This window comes from Microcoleus sp. CZ3-B2, from assembly GCF_036705055.1.
Lineage (GTDB): Bacteria > Cyanobacteriota > Cyanobacteriia > Cyanobacteriales > Microcoleaceae > Microcoleus.
Genome location: NZ_JAUBTN010000065.1, coordinates 1 through 16026 on the forward strand (window position 1 = coordinate 1; position 16026 = coordinate 16026).

The following is a 16026-nucleotide window of genomic DNA, read 5'->3' on the forward strand; positions in this document are numbered from 1 at the left end:
TAACCAATAACCAATAACCAATAACCAATAACCAATAACTAATAACCAATAACCAATAACCAATAACCAATAACCAACAACCAATAACTAATAACCAATAACCAATAACTACTGACTACTGACCACTGACTACTGACTACTGACTACTTATTCCCTTGAATGAAAGTTTGCACGACTGCATTAGTTTCTGGGGGGATTTCTGTTATTAGGCGTACCGGAATTGCGTTTGTTGAGGCAAATTGCGCGTATTCTGGGGTTAAAAAGATCGCATATTTTTCAGTTTCATCTGTTAGTTGAGCGGCCATTGCCAAACTGATAACTTTAATATAATTGCGTATGCTAGCGGCTTGGTCGCCGACAAGTTCATCGCCGGTAATTACTGTGCTCGGCCTCCCAACTTGGTCTAAGGTTGTACTCGGATCTTTGACGCTTAAGTGGGTTCCTCCTACAAATCCGACTAGCCATTTGGGTGAGGGAATTTTTGGGAAGCCGGCAATTTGTTCGACTAAGGCGGGTGTTGTTTTGTCTGCTGAAGATGCTACTATTAATGTGGGAATCTTAATTTTACTTAAGCCTGTTTCTCCAAATAGTAATGATGTTGTGGGATTCATGACGATCGCCCTTTTAATCCTCGCATCCCGCAATTGATACCGTTCTTCGGGCAATCCCGCCGCCGCGCACTGAATCCCTTCGCCCAAGCTAAACCCAATCAAATCGCCCTGACAGCGCTGTTTGAGCCCGCTCAATTGCAGTTCGGCACCCGCTACGGACAAGGCTGTGGCACCGCCGAAGGAATAGCCAACTATCATCGATCGGTCGATCGCGATTTTCCCCTGCAAATTATCATCCGTTTTGTTCAATTTTGCTAGTTCGTCAAGCACAAAACTGATGTCCTTGGGACGGTCTAAAAACTCTTGAGGAGCTAATAACCGAGACTTACCCGCAATCGCAGCATTAGTGTTCGTTTCGTTGCTTCCCGGATGTTCCAAAGCAGCCACCACATAGCCGTAAGACGCTAAATGCTCGGCCAAATAGCGCAAATCCGTGCGGACAGAACCCAAACCGTGAGAAAAGACGATCGTTGGTTTGTCAGCCGTCGCAGCTTTCGACCAGTAGACATCAACCGGAATGCGCCGATTGCGGGCGCTATCGTTCAAATCTAGCTTCAAGACCTGCACCGAATTGGGGCCGGGTAGGCTAGGATCGAAAGGCAGGTTCAGGGCGGGTTTAACGGCTGCTAACTGAGGTGCGATCGCCGCCATAAACCGCTGAGTTTGCCAAAAACCCGCGTTCAAATTTCCCAAAACCGAGAAAGCTCGATCGAGATCCACCACTACCCGCGAGCTCGGATAAGATTCTATAAAACTCAGTACCGATAAGCCTTCCGGCGCGTTCGCACCCAACACCAAAGCCGCTCGCAGCGCTTGGACACCGGCACCGTCGCGCCTCGGTATAACAGTAGTCAAATCAGTCAGGATCGCACTCCCGATGCGCGTATTTAGCAAGTTGCTCAAACCGACTACATTGAGGGGGATTTTCGCAGTTAGCGCGCCAAAAATTTGACCGCGCTGGGCGTCAGACAGCAAATCGGCGTAGGTTTGCAGTTTTTTGGGTACTTTTCCGGTTTTTGCGAGTTCGCGCAAATCCGCAACCGATATTGACGATTCTAAAATACCTTTGCGGACAACAACGGTTTCTGCAGCTTTTGCAGAGGATGTGACGCTGCTGAAAGTGCCGATCGCGATCGCGCTACAAACACTCACCATTGAAGAAAACCATCTGAAATGGGGTCTAATGCTCATTTTTACTTGATTCAACTAGAAACAATATCACTATATTCTCAGAAGTCTCCCAGATACCGAAAAATTGCCTTAGATGTCGAGAAATTGTGTTGAAGTGCGATCTAATTTTTGTATAATTTTTTGTAGGAGTGCGATCGGCTTTGCTCGAAGGGCTTCCATAGCCGAAAGCCAGCAAGGACGATCGCACAGCGTTAAAGCCAAACACAGATGATCCCATTACACTAGACCTTTTGTACTCAATCGCACACAAGATCGAAAGCATCTGCGTCCATCAGTGTTTATCAGCTTGAAATCTGCAGTTAACCGGCTCGATCGAATATTTATGCAGCTCAAGTATACTTTGCTTGTCGCTGCTAATTCCATACACTTGATATCGGCCAGCAAGCGAGATTAAATCCGCTGTAAAAATAGACTATCTTGCATTTTAACCGCAGATGAATGCAGGTCCATCGGACGATCTGCGGTTAAAATATCACTTAAGATTTAGGGAAATAAACAACAAGCATCGAAAGATCTTGATGAGCGCGGGCGATCGATTCCGGTTCTTTAAGAGTTCCCGGTTGTTCCCACAAATTCTGCGGCTGATAAATTGTTGGTAAAATCAGCAAATCATGTTCTAACAACTGCTGCGAAACCTGCTTGACAAAATTTCCCCGCACCCGATTTATCGGTATCTCAGAAAGAATTTCTATCTCAGTGGCACTTTTATTAGCTTGTTCGCGTTTTGTCGCCACTAACAAGACTTGCAAAGTCGCCTTAAGTTCCTGGGCCAAACTCTTAGCAATATCTACGGTTTCCGCAAATCCAAACCGATTCAAATCGCTGTCAGTTATCGCCAAAATAACTCTGGCTGTATTCTGGATAGGATAGGGAAATCGAGCAATTAGTACCGGTACGGGCGATCGCCTCACTATATTGTCAATAATGCTGCCAAAAAAATTGTCGCGAGTCGTGGAAAATCCCTTCCAACCGCAAACAATTAAACTAGCCTCGCGTTCGGTTGCGCTCCGCAGAATTCCGCGATCGATCGCATCATCTATCCTCGCGATCGGTTCCACCGCACAATCAGCGGCGTTAGCGACAGTTTCTGCAGCTCTCAAAAGTTGAGTTTGCTGCATTTTCTGTGCCGGCGAAATTGCTTCCCCGCGATCGGACAAAATATGCAGAGGTAGCAAAGTTCCCTGGGATGTTTTAGCTAAAATCAAAGCCAAACGCAGCAAATTATCTTCCGTATTCGGGTTAGCAACAGGTACTAAAACTCGATCTCCCCATGAATGCTTTCCCGAAGTAGCAGCCGGTAAACTCGACTCCGGCTCCTGCATTTGTTGACCCCACCGAGATACAATCCAAGGAGAAGCGACACAAGTTACTAAAATCATGGCAATGATGCCGTTCACCGTTACGCGATCGACCAATTCAATGTTAAAAGCCACCGTAATTGCAGCCAAAGTAGAAGCAGCTTGAGCAGCAGAAAGACCGAACATTACCATAATATTCGGAAACTTAAAACCAAAGATTTTCCCCGGTATCCAAGCTGCCAAAAACTTGCTCACCAATTCTGCTAAAATCATCACCCCCGCCACCAACAAAGACTGTGGCTGCTTCACCAAAATTAGCGGATCGATCAACATCCCCACAGAAATCAGAAAAAACGGCACAAACAGCGTATTCCCAATAAACTCAATCCGATTCATCAGCGGACTCATTTTGGGGATGATTTGAGTAATGGCAATTCCCGATAAAAACGCACCAATAATTGGCTCAATCTGAATCATTTCTGCTGCATAAGACACCAAAAATAGAGTGGCTAATACAAACATAAATTCGGCGTTTTCGTCATGACCGAATTTCTTGAAAAACCAGCGACCGACTTTGGGGACTCCCCACAAAGTAGCAAAAGTGTAGATAGCAAGAGATGGAATTAGAAATAGCCAAAAATCGAGAGTAAGATTTCCTTTGTGAGCTTTAACAACAACTGCTAGCACCAACAGTCCCAAGACATTTGTAATTAAAGTCCCGCCCAAAGTCGCAGTAATAGTCTGAGTTCGCATCAATCCCAATTTTGTGAGAATTGGTATGGCTAAAAGCGTGTGGGTAGCGAAACAAGAAGCGACTAAAATTGAAGCCAGCCAGCCATATCCCAACAGCAGCATTGCTCCCGTACCCAAAATCATCGGTAGCGAAAAAGTAGCCAGCCCAAATATGACAGCTTTGTCCGCATTGAGTTTGAGGTCGTCGAGGCTAGTTTCCAGTCCCGCTAGGAACATCAAAAACAGCAATCCTACAGTACCTAACAAAACAATAGTAGCGTCTCGTTGCAGCAAATTGAGACCGTTGGGCCCGACGATTACGCCTGCAATAATCAAACCGACTATTCCCGGTAGTCGCAAGCGCTCAAATACTAAAGGGGCGATTAGCATGATTGCTAAAAGAACAAGAAAGACGGGAACTGGAGCGGTAATTGGGCCGGTTAGCATAATTTTTTATCCTACATATTCGCACAGAATTGCTACTAATTTTTCCCTAAAAACTGTAAATATTTATCAATCTAAAGAGGGATTTTGGAAAAATTGCAGTTGTTATTGTTAATAACTACAATTGACCGGAATTGACCCGGTTTTTTAGCAAAATATCGCTTTGTAGTGAGGATTTTAGTCTTTATCTAAATCCGAGGACTTTAGTCCTCACTACAAACCTATTGAAAATTCAAAACTGGGAAAGGTTTTGCTGCTTCCATCTGCGCCGCCAAAGCAATTAAAGTTGCTTCCGCTGCCGGCCGCCCGATAATTTGAATGCCCACGGGTAAACCGTTATCATCTAAAATTGCGGGAAGTGCGATCGCAGGCAAACCGCTAGCATTAAATGGCGGACAAGGAGCAACCCAATTAATAATCCGCTGCAAAGTTTCCTCACAACTCAAATCAGCCCACTCGCCGATGCCAATTGGCGAGTGCATATAAGTCGGTAAAACTAAGACATCAAAATTTTCAAAGAATCCCACAATCCGCCGTGAAATAACCTGCATTTGATTCACCGCCCGCAGATATTCTCCCGCAGAAACAGTTCTTTCCAACAACCAGCGATTCATCGGTTCCAAAACTTTGCTGGGAATGCCACTTGCACCTGCCCCAGACTGCCAAATGGCTATAAAGGGTTCGATTAAACCCGTAAAATCGGGGCATCCCGGTTCGACATCGTGACCCAAATCTGCCAGTAATTTTACCGTATCGAGCACCGCTTGCTGACACACAGGCGCTGCCTCACCCACGGGAGCAATATTGGTAGAAAAAGCAATTCGCAGCTTGCCCAATTTTTCACTGGCAGACTCTAGAAACGTGGGATTTGGGTCTGGTAGCCAGTACGGATCGCCGGTTGTGTACCCTGACATTACATCCAAAAGTGCGGCCGCGTCAGCCACGGTACGCGCTAGAGGGCCGTTGGCAGAAATGCCGCTTAGGTAGTCTCCGACGGGTGCCCAGGAAACTCGCCCGCGCGATGGTTTGATGCCGACTAAACCGCAGGCGGAAGCTGGGCCTCGGATCGAACCGCCGCCGTCTGAACCTTGGGCGATCGCGCACAAACCGGCCGCTACAGCCGCTGCTGAGCCGCCGCTGGAACCTCCGGGCGTGTAGCCTAAATTCCAGGGATTGCGCGCGGGTCGGAAACCTGGGGGCTCGGTGTAAGGCAATGAGCCTATTTGAGAGGTTGCTGTTTTGCCCAGAATGTTAAATCCGGCTGCTTTGATCCGCCACACTACTGACTCGTTGTAGGGAGATATGTTACCGTGCAGTGCCTGAACTCCGTAAGTACAGGGAATGTCGGCAACTGGTGTCAAGTCTTTGATGGCGATCGGCACTCCGAAAAACGGTGGCAATTCCTCTGACTTGTTTAAGCCTGCTAGGTGTTCGGTTTGCGCTGTCGCTAGTTCGATCGCCCGATCGGCCGTTACTGTAAAATAACTACCAAGCTGATGGTTTAATCGATCGATCCGTTCCAAGTACAGATTTACAATTTCTAGAGGCGATACTTCCCGATCGCGGATCGACTTCGCTAATTCCAGGGCTGGAGTAAAAGCCCGATCGACAGAATTCATCGGTTTAAGTCCTTAACGGCTTTATTGAGTATCAATTTATACTTACTTGGTAGGTAAAAATGTGGGCTGGAAAAAAATATTTCCCATGTCAAAAATCCATATTCGATAGTAGCTCGATTTGACTCGCATCCTGCAAGGGGCAGAATATTTCCTTACGGGTGCAACGCCGTGTGCTCTTCTTTTGGGATAGACTGATCGGAATAGTCCAGCTTTTGTGCAAGAGACGCTCTTCGGGCGATCGGCATTGTGCCACTTCCACAAATCCTCTGTTCGAGTCAGCCTTCTCAGCAAACCAAGGTAGCGCATATGACACAACAGCACCCGCCAGCACCTCGCCCGCCCCTACCCGGAGCACCCCCACCTCCAGGGCTGCCCCGCCCTCCAGTCCCAGGCATTCCCAGAGCCGCAGGAATGCCCCCCCCACCAGCACCGCCAGCAGCCGCACCAGCAGCCGCACCAGCAGCCGCACCAGCGCCCGCACCAGCGCCTCAATCTTCAGCCACACCTAAAAACCCGAACTCTAGCAGCGGCGGAACTCCGAGTTTGAAAGAGCTAGTAATCCGAGCCAAAGAAGAAGGAGTATCCGACCTTCACCTCGGAGTAAACGAATTCCCTCGCTTCCGTACCAGGGGCGAAATTGCCGACATCGGCTATCCACAGACAGATTTAGATACGTTTTTTGGCTGGCTGCGCGAGTGCATGAGCGATGAAGAAATAGAAATTTTCCAAAAAACCCTAGACTTTGACGGCGCTTTCGACTTCGGCTTTGTCCGCATCCGGATCAGTTGCATGGACTCCTTGGCAGGCCCGGCGATGGTGCTGCGGCTAATTCCTGCCAAAATCATGACAATGGAGGAATTGAAGCTGCCAGATGTCTTTAAGAAAATATGCGGCTACCACAAAGGACTGATTTTGGTGACGGGCCCGACAGGTTCGGGCAAGTCTACCACCTTGGCCGCCATGATCGACTACATCAACAAGAATAAAGCCTACAACATCATTACGATCGAAGACCCGGTAGAATTTGTACACGAAAGCAAAAAATCCTTGATCAAGCACCGCGAAGTCGGCCGGCACACCCTCAAGTTTATGAATGCTCTCAAAGGCGCTCTGCGACAAGACCCGGATATGCTGCTAGTCGGAGAAATTCGGGACAGAGAGACGGTGGAAATCGCCCTCAAAGCCTCTCAAACCGGTCACTTAGTTGCAGGAACCCTGCACACCAACAGTGCGATTAAAACCCTGAACCGGATTCTGGATATGTTCGCGGCGGAAGAACAAGAGGCCATACGGGTGTCAATTTCCGAATCCCTAGTGGCGATTATTGCTCAACTGCTGTGCAAAACCACAGATGGTAAGCGGGCAGCTTTCCACGACGTTCTGATCAATACCGACGTGGTTAAGGAATACATTCTGAAGGGGCAGAATGAGGAAATTAATCAAATCATGATCAAAGATACTTATGAAGGCATGACGACGATGAATAAGTCGCTCTACGGTCTTTATCAAGAAGGCCGGATTACTGAAGAGCTTTGTGTAGAAAACTCGCCGGCCCCGAACGAAATGGCTCAGATGCTCCGAGGTCGAGTCTAAAATTCGAGTGTTAACTTTTAACAGTTAACTGTTAACTGTTAAAAGTTAACTTTTATGTGTGTACTTCATTGACACTCTCAGGGCTGAAGCCGCTGAGATTCTACTGACAGAATTAGACCAAGTGTATTACCTAAATCTAATCTCGTTACGGCCGTCAAACACCGTCTACTTAGTCATCCTAAGTCAAGCTTAGGTTACTAGCTACTTTTATTTTTAATGCTTTCAGAATCCATCACTAAGCCAAGACGCGGTACGCTCAACATCCTGCCATTATTAGCTCTTTTTGTGTTACCTCTCAATAGGCGTACTAAGTTGCAGGGATTTCTCCGATACTAGGATGTTTCAACACGTAGATGTTTTTGTTCTTACTCACAATTCAAATTGTACCACATTTTCAAGAACACGGGGACTGAAGTCCCTCGCGCCGCTTCCCTCTCAGGACTGAAGTCTCTGAGTTTCCCGCATCCCGTATTATTTTTATGAAAGTCGATCGCCCGAGTTTGCCGGAATTTTTCAAAGGCATTGCGCTGTTTACACCGGGGGGAGACTTAATCTATTGCATAGACCCCCGCAAGCAAAATCAGTGGCACTTGCAGTTGTGCGTAGCTTTACAGCAAATACTCGGTTTGTCGGAACCGCCACATTTTTTGATACCTTGCTACACGGCCACCGTTGACTGTTGGGGCGATCGGAGCGATCGAGAGTTGCGGGTTGTCGCCGAGGCATACCCGCCGGTGCTGCGCCATCAAACGCTGCTGAATGCCATTTTTGGCACTGGGGACTTGGTTTGGGAGGCCCGCAGCGACGAAATGTGCGAACCGATGGCAATCGCCACTTATCACAAACAATTCCCCGAACTCTGGGAAAATCACGACTTAGTTGTACAGTATCCCCTCTCGGTTGGGCGATCGGACTTTGGCAGTGTCCCGATCGTACCTCCCTCGCGCTTTGGACAATCTCTGCAGGTGGCGCTTCCCCAACCCGCAGCCATCACTCCACCGCCACCAACTCTAGGATACGTTTTGCGACTGTTTGTTTCCGGCATCAACCAGAGCACCGAACGCACCCTCGAAACATTACATCAATTGTTAGAACAATCCCTCAATCTTCCCTACACTTTAAAAGTAATTGATGTTTTAAAACATCCCGAACAAGCTGAGGCAGATCAGATTTCAGCAACACCTACTTTGATTAAAATTTGGCCAAAACCGGTGCGACGAATTGTCGGCGAATTGAACGATGCCGAAAAAATAGTGCGGTTGCTGAGCAATTCAGAATTTTAGATTTTAGCGATTATTGAATACTGGCGATCGCACTCGGTTTTTCAGGAGTATTCGCTGTGAAAAATCCAAGTGCTATCGCTGCCATTTTCGTCGGATTGACTCTCCGCACAGATGCTCGCAAAGTGGATAGGCTCAATCAGGAAGACAAACATCCGGCGCGCACAAACCCCCTAAATCTAAAGTTGTGACTTCCAGCGTATCCAACTCAACTCGCCGAATGACATGATTGTTTGTATCAGCAACAAACAAATGAGACCCGATCGCGCTCAAGCCTGAAGGTTCAGAAAACCGAGCCTTGAGACCAGTACCGTCAGCCAAACCTGCAGTACCATCTCCAATCATCGTTATGCAAGTACCGCTGCGGTGGTCGATCCGCTTAATTTTGTGATTGTAAGTATCAGCAACCCACAGATAATTTTGACTGTATTCCACACCCAAACAGTGCTGCAATCTCACATCTTCACCGCGGCCATCTTTATCCCCAAAACCAAACAGTTCACCGCTACCGCAGACAGTACGCACCTTCGGGTCTTCATCTACACCGAGGGCGCGAATCGAACTAATTTCGCTGTCAGCAACAAACAACTCCGATCGATCCGTAGCCAAGCCACTGGGCTGAGAAAAAGCAGATTCTGCCAGATTTCCGTCAACACAAGATTCCCGGCCCGTACCTGCATAAGTGGCGATCGTACCAGTATCTAACTGCATTTCCCAAATTTGATGCGAGCCCGCCATAGCGATAAAAAGTCGATCGCCAACCCTTTCTAAATCCCAAGGCGAATTCAATTTCGTTTCTAAACCCTTGCCGCTGCGGGGTGCAATTTCGTGACTTTGTTCGCCAGTACCAGCAACAGTTTCCACCCGCTCAGTTGTAAAATCAATCTTTCTGAGAGCGTGATTTTCCGTATCAGCAACATAAAGAATTTGACTTTCTGCATCAAAAGCCATACCTTGAGGGGCAGAAAACTCAGCTTCTTCAAACTTGCCATCAGTTAAACCCGCTTTCCCCGTACCTATGACGTGCAGCACTTCACCTTCAGTAGAGCTAACAACAATTCGATTGTGTCCAGAATCTGCAACAAACAAGCAAGAACCAACCAAGCTTTGTTGAACTGAGTTCGCAGGCCCCGGCAATACAGTTTCATCTACAGATTGATTGTCCTCAGTCATTTCGCCCAAAAGCGCCTCATGTTGGTGAAGCTGTTTTGCTTCCATTGAAGTAATGGCAAATGCCAGCACTTTACCGGGAAAAGCCAGCGGGGTTGACAGAGGTTTGCGCTGTTTTTCTAAGCTAAAACGAAGTTCTTTAAAGGCGATCGCATTTTTATCCTTATATTGAGCAATTAACTTGCCAACTAGCTGGTCAAGTGCTTCTCTATTGCCCTCGCCGGAAACAAAGCCGACGACATAACTTTCCGGATCTATCACCATTAAAGTCGGCCAAGAGCGAACGGCGTAGCTTTGCCAAACTTTCATGCCGCTGTCTACAATTACCGGATGTTCAATATCGTAGCGGAGAATAGCTTGGCGGATATTTTCTACTTCTTTTTCGTTTTCAAATTTAGCCGAGTGCACGCCGATAACTGTGAGGGAATCTTTATATTTTTGTTCGAGGTATTTTAAGTCTGGGAGGACGTGCAAGCAGTTGATGCAGCAGTACGTCCAGAAGTCGAGGAGGACGACACGCCCTTTTAAGGATTCAATGGATAAAGGTTTCTCGGTGTTAAGCCACGGGTACTTTACGGGGAATTCTGGTGCTCTGACGCGAGGCATGGCATCTCCTGGTAGGGTCTGAATAATTTTTTACCTTCTTTAATTTAGCGGGAAGTTTCACCGGATGGGGGAAAAGCGAGGTTGAGTCCGGGAACCGCTTGAGGGTACAGGCGAGACGCCTGTGCCACCAGGGGAGGGGGATGGGGCGATCGTATTACACCCTTGAATACTTTAGTCTGTAGAACTTTTGTATTCAAAGTTTTACTATCTTTTTTATGCAGCCTAGCAAACTAGACCAAATTTTAGGACTAGAAATACAACGTCGTCGCATAGAGAAACGTTGGTCACAAGAATATCTGGCAGAAGTCACAGGTTTGCACAGAACCTATATCAGCCAGCTCGAGCGAGGGCTAAAAAGTCCGTCTGTTAGAGTTCTCAGTCACATTACAAATGCTCTGGACATAACAATGGGTGAATTTTTACAAGCTGTAGAGAAACTCTTGAATGCTGACGGAAAACGAGATTGAAAGATTGAGGCAAGCGATTATTGCTACCATTGCATCTCCAGTTATCGGCTCGATAGAGGATTATACTTGGGAAGCAATTTTTCATTATGTCAAGGATATCCCTTTATCAGATCCAGCATTAGGACGCAGCAAACTTCTCTATGATGCTGTTGACTCCACGACGGCAACTGGTTGGTCACTCAAGTCTCTTCAATTGAATAGTCTTGCGGTTGTAAATACATTTTTGTTTGTAATTCAGAGAGCAGATGTTATCAAAAAGGCTGCCAAACTTGGTTTTCCTGGTTTGACCGAACAATCCTCACCTGCTGAACTGGGAGCAGCTATTGTTCAGCATTGGAACGAGAAAATTAGATCGAGTCAGGCAGCACAGAGCATTACCAATAGCTAGGTCGGCATACTGCTGAAAACCATTAGAGGATATGAATATATTTACTGTGAATTCCCTCTTGATCCACTTGACCCAAAGGCTTTTTCTTGGGCTTGGACAGTTGATAGAGTTACTGGAAGATCGGGAGCAGGGCTACAAGGCAATATTGCAGGTAAGCTAGAGTTAGTTTGGTACAAAAATCAAAAGCAACTTTTCAGAGCTAGAACCATTCCTCCAGAGGCAGTTCACATCGGGTTAAGCGAACTCGTATTACACTCGATCGATATGTGCACACTATTCTCTCAACTTTGCAAGATCAACTCAGCACACAGTCTTTTGACAGTGAACTTGGAGAATAGATGCAGCTATTGCTTTACCTAAAAGTGGGGGTACTGATTCTCCGATTTGAGAAGCCATATCAGTGTATGTTCCCAAAAAGTGAAAGTTATCTGGGTAAGAGTGCAATCTTGCAGCTTCACGAATCGTAATTGTCCGATTTTGGGTTGGATGAAAAAACCTGCCCGATCCTGGATGGAAAACCCATCTGGTGATAGTTCTTGCTGGTTTATCCCAGTAAAGTCTTCCATAGGCACCGCTATAGTGCTTTTTAGGAGCTAATTCAGGTGGCAAGTCTCTAGCATCTTGCCCTTCACTAAGAAGACGCACTCTTGACATTTGAATGGGACTCAAAGCACGAGCAACGTGATTGAAAAGTTTCGTACTTCCATTACGTATCATTGCTTGGTACGCAGTTTGGGATCGAAAAGGATAAACTTCAGCATTATATTCCTCTCCTGCGTTCAATGACGGCAAATCTCCAATCGCATCTCTAACTGTGACGACTGAAGAAATATTTGATTTTAGGAGACTGAGTTGGTAACAAGATTTCGTAGCTCTGTAATCGCTTCTAATCTCGCCAGCGTGTGTAGGTTCAGGGAATTGAAGTGGTTTATCTAAACTAGCCAGGAAAAAAGCCCTCGATCTGGTCTGCGGCACTCCATAATGCGCGGAGTTTAGCGATCCATAAGTGACTTTATAACCTTGCGACTCAAGTTGCTGTGTAATTTCATTCTTAACTACACCACCATAAGCTTTCAATATTTCAGGTACGTTCTCCATAACAACGTAAAGGGGTCTAAATTCCTGTACGAATTCTAAAAATGTCCGATATAACTGATTGCGAGAGTCGCTGAGGTAGCGATAGTCAGCAGGAATATTTCTTGAAAATCCTTGGCATGGGGGGCCGCCTATCAACTCTGTTAGTTCCTCTCTCTGCAAACCCAAACATAATCGCAAATCCAAAGGATTGAGCTCGCGTATATCCTGATGAATAATTTTGGTGTTTGGGTAATTGTGCTTATAGGTCTTTAGGGCTTTTGCATCAAGGTCGATCGCACATAAAGATTCAAAACCTGCCTGGTGGAATCCTGCCGTCAAGCCACCCGCACCAGAAAATAAGTCAATAATCTTGTGTGTAATTATCGAATACTATAGTATTAGGTGGATATCGTCAACCAAGTTCTTCAAAGAGGTTGAAAACCGCTGTATACCCGACGATTGGCAAAGATACCGGGTGATTGTAAATTGCAGATTTTACGGGCACACAGACAAAACCCGCTGCACTGGTTCAGAAGAACAGCAATAGTAGATTAGATTGAGCAACAAAACCCAACACTCTTGTATGTAACAAGACTTTTTTCAATGGGCGCGCTCGGTCCGCGCAGGCGGATGAAACTTTGTGTAGCTGCGGTTTAGCCCTTTTTTCTAACAGCAACCGCCGCCGTTATAGTGCCAAGTCGAATCAGTAATCAACACCTTATCCGGCATCAATCCCCCCAACTTCCCAGCCGTTTTATCGCACACCGCCGCCGGAACTCCCCGCTGCAAAATGTGACCCGCACCGTCATCAAATATCTCATCAGACCCCGCGTAAATCGCCGTCTTGCCAGTGAAAATACAAGCGCCATCCGGGGGGATGTCCACTTTAAAAGACACTGTATCGAGGCTTTCTAACAGCAAATCCGCATCCAATTTGTAATTGTGTTTGTCGAGCAACCGGTAAGGACGGCGCGCCCGGACTTCCACTTGCCCAAAGCCTACACCTACAAGGTGTTGAACGTATTCTGCGTAGGTCAGAGCCCCCGACAAACACAAGGCCCGCAAGCGTTGGTCTTCCTTCAAATGTTGCGGAATGGGGCGAGTTGCGATCGGATCGCTCATTAACAACCTACCCCCTGGCTTCAACACTCGATAGGTCTCTTTTAATGCCTTAGCTAAATCCGCCGGTTCAAAGATATTAAACAAGCAATTTTGTGCGACAACATCGACAGAGGCATCCGGCACCGGCAACGCAAAAGCATCGCCTTCGCGAATTTCTACAAAACTCGCATCAAACCAATCATTTTCTTGGGCTGCCTTTTGCAAGTTGCGTGCAGCCGCCTCTCGCATTGTTGCAACCGGGTCAACGGCAATCACTGCTCCTTGTTGTCGAGAAAAATAAGCAAATTGCAGTGCTTCTAAGCCGCCGCCGACTCCCACATAAAGCACGATGGGATTACCGACAAGTTCGGCGGCGTGAACTGTTGTGCCGCAGCCGTAGTTCATTTCTTGCATTTGTTGGGGGATGTTTAATCCTGGCAGTTGCAAGGGGCTGCTTTGGACGCAGCAAAGTCCGATTAGGGGGGTTTCGGCTACGTCGCTATAGAATTGGGCCGCAGTTTCGAGATAGGTCATTTTTGATTTTTCTGGTTTTTGTTTTTTACGGCTGATGCAGGCGGATTTACGCGGATGAACGCTGATTAATTCAGAAATATTTAGGTTTCAAATTTGACTTTTTGTTCGGATTTGGGCGGGTTTTCTGGTTCAACAACTGTTTGTTCTGGGGCTGATTGGGGGTTTTCGGGAGCGCCAACTGGGGGCGCTGGCGCTATCAGATTGGGAGATGTTTCTGGTACTGCAGGAGCGACTATTTTTGGTATTGGAGCTTTTTCGGTTATTTCTGGCAGAGTTGGAGAATTTGAAAAGGTATCGGGTTCGGTAACTTGATGCAAAAAGTTGCGGAACCGATTGTAGTATCCTCCATCTTCCTGTTTTTGTGTTGGGGGTGCTGTTGGTATCGGTTCTATTGTTTTAATTGGTTCTACAAGTTTGGGGGTTTGTAGTTGTGGGGTTGCTGTGGGTTGTGGTTCTATTTCTTGAACTGGTTCCACAATTTTCGGTGCTTCTAATTCTGGTGTTGTTGTGGGTTGTGGTTCTATTTCTTGAACTGGTTCCACAATTTTCGGTGCTTGGAGTTGCGGGGTGGCTGTGGGTGCGGGTTCTGTTATTTGAACGGGTGCAACTTCGGGAGCAATTGTTCTATCTAAGTTAGGTTGGGTTACTGGGGTTTCTGGAACTGCTGTTTCGGGTTCGGCTGCTGGTATTTTTTCTACTGTTGGTGGGGGTGTTGGTTCTGGGGTTGGGGTTGGTTTGGGTGTGGGGGCTTGGTAGGTGCGATCGACTATGCCGCGAGCATCTGCTACCGTTAGGGAACCCCGCACTAATTTGGAAAGGGTGTCTTGCCCTTGGGGTTGGTAATTTACCAGTTTGGCTGTGTTGTTAAAGGCGTTTTTGACGCTATTTCCCGCCTCGTCGATCAATTCTAGCTGTACCCAGTTTTTCCCTGGCTTGAATCCTTTAAGATATATAGGTTGCCATTGGTCGATCGCAAAGCTTTGGCCGTTAACTGTGGCTCGAATTTTCCAATCGAGTATTTCATCTTGGGAATTTTGTTGCGCCACTTGGTGCAGGGGAGCATTTGTCAGGTAAAAGTCGAGCATGATGGGTTCTGCCCCGTAGCTGCCTTGGGGGCTGTTGTACGTTAATAGAGGCAATGTTCGATCGGGATTATTGTTCTGTGTTTTAGTAAAAATGTGGAAGGTGGTTTGGGCGTAAGCACCTTCGTTTTTAAAGCTTTCTTCCCAGGGGCGAGCCGCGAACACCCGCAGGGTATGGGTTCCGGGTTCTAAGTCTGAGAGTGTTAAAGGCTGGTTGATGTCGTAAACTGCTGCATAAGGTTGGTTGTCTAATAAAACTTGCAGGTGGGGCCCCAAACCCAAGTTTGCGTCTTTGAAAAGGGGTAAGTTCTTTACTTGGAACTGAACGGACACATTTATATCCTGAAGCACTTCGTCAGGTTTGGGATTCAAAATACTAATTTGAGGCTGATATATTTCTAGCGCCTGACGCAGTTGTTGAATGGCTTCTGGGGGAGAAACCTCTGAGATTTTGTTTGCTGGGGCGGTAGCTGAGCCGCTCTTGTTCCCTGATGCGGGGAATTCGGACTCGCGCGCCCCACAACTTGCTAAACCGAAAATTAATACTGCTGCTGCGAACAATGCCACCAGCCTGCCCGCAACCGTTCTGTGCCAATTGATGCCAATCACGCAACCATACTCCTAGAAGCCTTCTCATAGGGAACTATAGCCCAAAACTGAATGTTGTATTGGGGAATTGCGGATCGAGAATTCCTGAGAGCTCTCTTCCTTGGGTTGGGGCTATGCGGGCGACTAATCCGAGCTCGCGAATAAATCTCGCAGCCGTTTTCCCAAAAATCTCTCTATAAACTGAGTATTCCTCAATTATCTTATCTTTGAGTTTTGTAAATTTA

At 46.9% G+C, this 16026-nt stretch carries 11 protein-coding genes; 4 read left to right on the forward strand and 7 right to left on the reverse strand.

Features of this window, described 5'->3' with window-relative positions; genetic code table 11:
- Window positions 1-143: 143 nt before the first annotated feature.
- The 3 genes from QUA97_RS22970 to QUA97_RS22980 all read right to left on the reverse strand — a co-directional run bounded on the left by QUA97_RS22970 (window position 144) and on the right by QUA97_RS22980 (window position 5895).
- Window positions 144-1802: an alpha/beta hydrolase gene (locus tag QUA97_RS22970; RefSeq protein ID WP_333196314.1), complete on the reverse strand. Its 1659-nt coding sequence runs from the start codon at window positions 1800-1802 to the stop codon at window positions 144-146.
- Window positions 1803-2278: 476 nt separating this feature from the next.
- Complete coding sequence (locus QUA97_RS22975) at window positions 2279-4279, reverse strand: cation:proton antiporter domain-containing protein (RefSeq protein ID WP_333196316.1); 2001 nt, start codon at window positions 4277-4279, stop codon at window positions 2279-2281.
- 218 nt (window positions 4280-4497) lie between these two features.
- Window positions 4498-5895, reverse strand: a complete 1398-nt coding sequence (locus tag QUA97_RS22980) for an amidase (RefSeq protein ID WP_194012760.1) — start codon at window positions 5893-5895, stop codon at window positions 4498-4500.
- 306 nt (window positions 5896-6201) lie between these two features.
- On the opposite strand from QUA97_RS22980, the gene QUA97_RS22985 reads away from it, so the two are divergent.
- Window positions 6202-7488 (forward strand): type IV pilus twitching motility protein PilT, encoded by a 1287-nt coding sequence (locus tag QUA97_RS22985; protein WP_333196319.1) that lies wholly within the window; start codon window positions 6202-6204, stop codon window positions 7486-7488.
- A gap of 479 nt (window positions 7489-7967) precedes the next feature.
- Entirely contained in the window at window positions 7968-8771 is an 804-nt protein-coding gene (locus tag QUA97_RS22990) for a circadian clock KaiB family protein (protein WP_333196322.1), read from the forward strand.
- Between the two features lie 132 nt (window positions 8772-8903).
- Here QUA97_RS22990 and QUA97_RS22995 read toward each other — a convergent pair whose 3' ends face one another.
- Window positions 8904-10544 (reverse strand): thioredoxin-like domain-containing protein, encoded by a 1641-nt coding sequence (locus tag QUA97_RS22995; RefSeq protein WP_194068787.1) that lies wholly within the window; start codon window positions 10542-10544, stop codon window positions 8904-8906.
- 215 nt (window positions 10545-10759) lie between these two features.
- Between QUA97_RS22995 and QUA97_RS28390 the strand changes: the two genes are divergently transcribed.
- The gene (locus QUA97_RS28390) at window positions 10760-11011 is read left to right on the forward strand and encodes a helix-turn-helix domain-containing protein (RefSeq protein WP_194068789.1); all 252 of its coding nucleotides are present in this window, start codon (window positions 10760-10762) and stop codon (window positions 11009-11011) included.
- Window positions 10989-11399, forward strand: a complete 411-nt coding sequence (locus QUA97_RS23000; RefSeq protein ID WP_228050142.1) for a hypothetical protein — start codon at window positions 10989-10991, stop codon at window positions 11397-11399. The genes QUA97_RS28390 and QUA97_RS23000 overlap by 23 nt, the downstream gene beginning before the upstream one ends.
- Before the next feature lie 300 nt (window positions 11400-11699).
- On the opposite strand, the gene QUA97_RS23005 is transcribed toward QUA97_RS23000, so the two are convergent.
- From QUA97_RS23005 to QUA97_RS23015, 3 genes are all read right to left on the reverse strand, one after another.
- On the reverse strand, window positions 11700-12860 hold the full coding sequence (locus QUA97_RS23005; protein WP_333196352.1) for a DNA cytosine methyltransferase: 1161 nt from the start codon (window positions 12858-12860) through the stop codon (window positions 11700-11702).
- Window positions 12861-13142: 282 nt separating this feature from the next.
- A complete protein-coding gene (gene arsM, locus QUA97_RS23010; RefSeq protein ID WP_194068791.1) occupies window positions 13143-14111 on the reverse strand; it encodes an arsenosugar biosynthesis arsenite methyltransferase ArsM in 969 nt (322 codons plus the stop codon).
- An 80-nt stretch (window positions 14112-14191) separates the two neighbouring features.
- The gene (locus QUA97_RS23015; RefSeq protein WP_194068793.1) at window positions 14192-15802 is read right to left on the reverse strand and encodes a hypothetical protein; all 1611 of its coding nucleotides are present in this window, start codon (window positions 15800-15802) and stop codon (window positions 14192-14194) included.
- Window positions 15803-16026: the final 224 nt, after the last annotated feature.

Coding starts and splice junctions, on each gene's coding strand:
- QUA97_RS22985 (WP_333196319.1), top strand. CDS start 6,202: ATGACACAACAGCACCCGCCAGCACCTCGCCCGCCCCTACCCGGAGCA.
- QUA97_RS22990 (WP_333196322.1), top strand. CDS start 7,968: ATGAAAGTCGATCGCCCGAGTTTGCCGGAATTTTTCAAAGGCATTGCG.
- QUA97_RS22970 (WP_333196314.1), bottom strand. CDS start 1,802: ATGAGCATTAGACCCCATTTCAGATGGTTTTCTTCAATGGTGAGTGTT.
- QUA97_RS22975 (WP_333196316.1), bottom strand. CDS start 4,279: ATGCTAACCGGCCCAATTACCGCTCCAGTTCCCGTCTTTCTTGTTCTT.
- arsM (WP_194068791.1), bottom strand. CDS start 14,111: ATGACCTATCTCGAAACTGCGGCCCAATTCTATAGCGACGTAGCCGAA.
- QUA97_RS28390 (WP_194068789.1), top strand. CDS start 10,760: ATGCAGCCTAGCAAACTAGACCAAATTTTAGGACTAGAAATACAACGT.
- QUA97_RS23000 (WP_228050142.1), top strand. CDS start 10,989: ATGCTGACGGAAAACGAGATTGAAAGATTGAGGCAAGCGATTATTGCT.
- QUA97_RS22980 (WP_194012760.1), bottom strand. CDS start 5,895: ATGAATTCTGTCGATCGGGCTTTTACTCCAGCCCTGGAATTAGCGAAG.
- QUA97_RS22995 (WP_194068787.1), bottom strand. CDS start 10,544: ATGCCTCGCGTCAGAGCACCAGAATTCCCCGTAAAGTACCCGTGGCTT.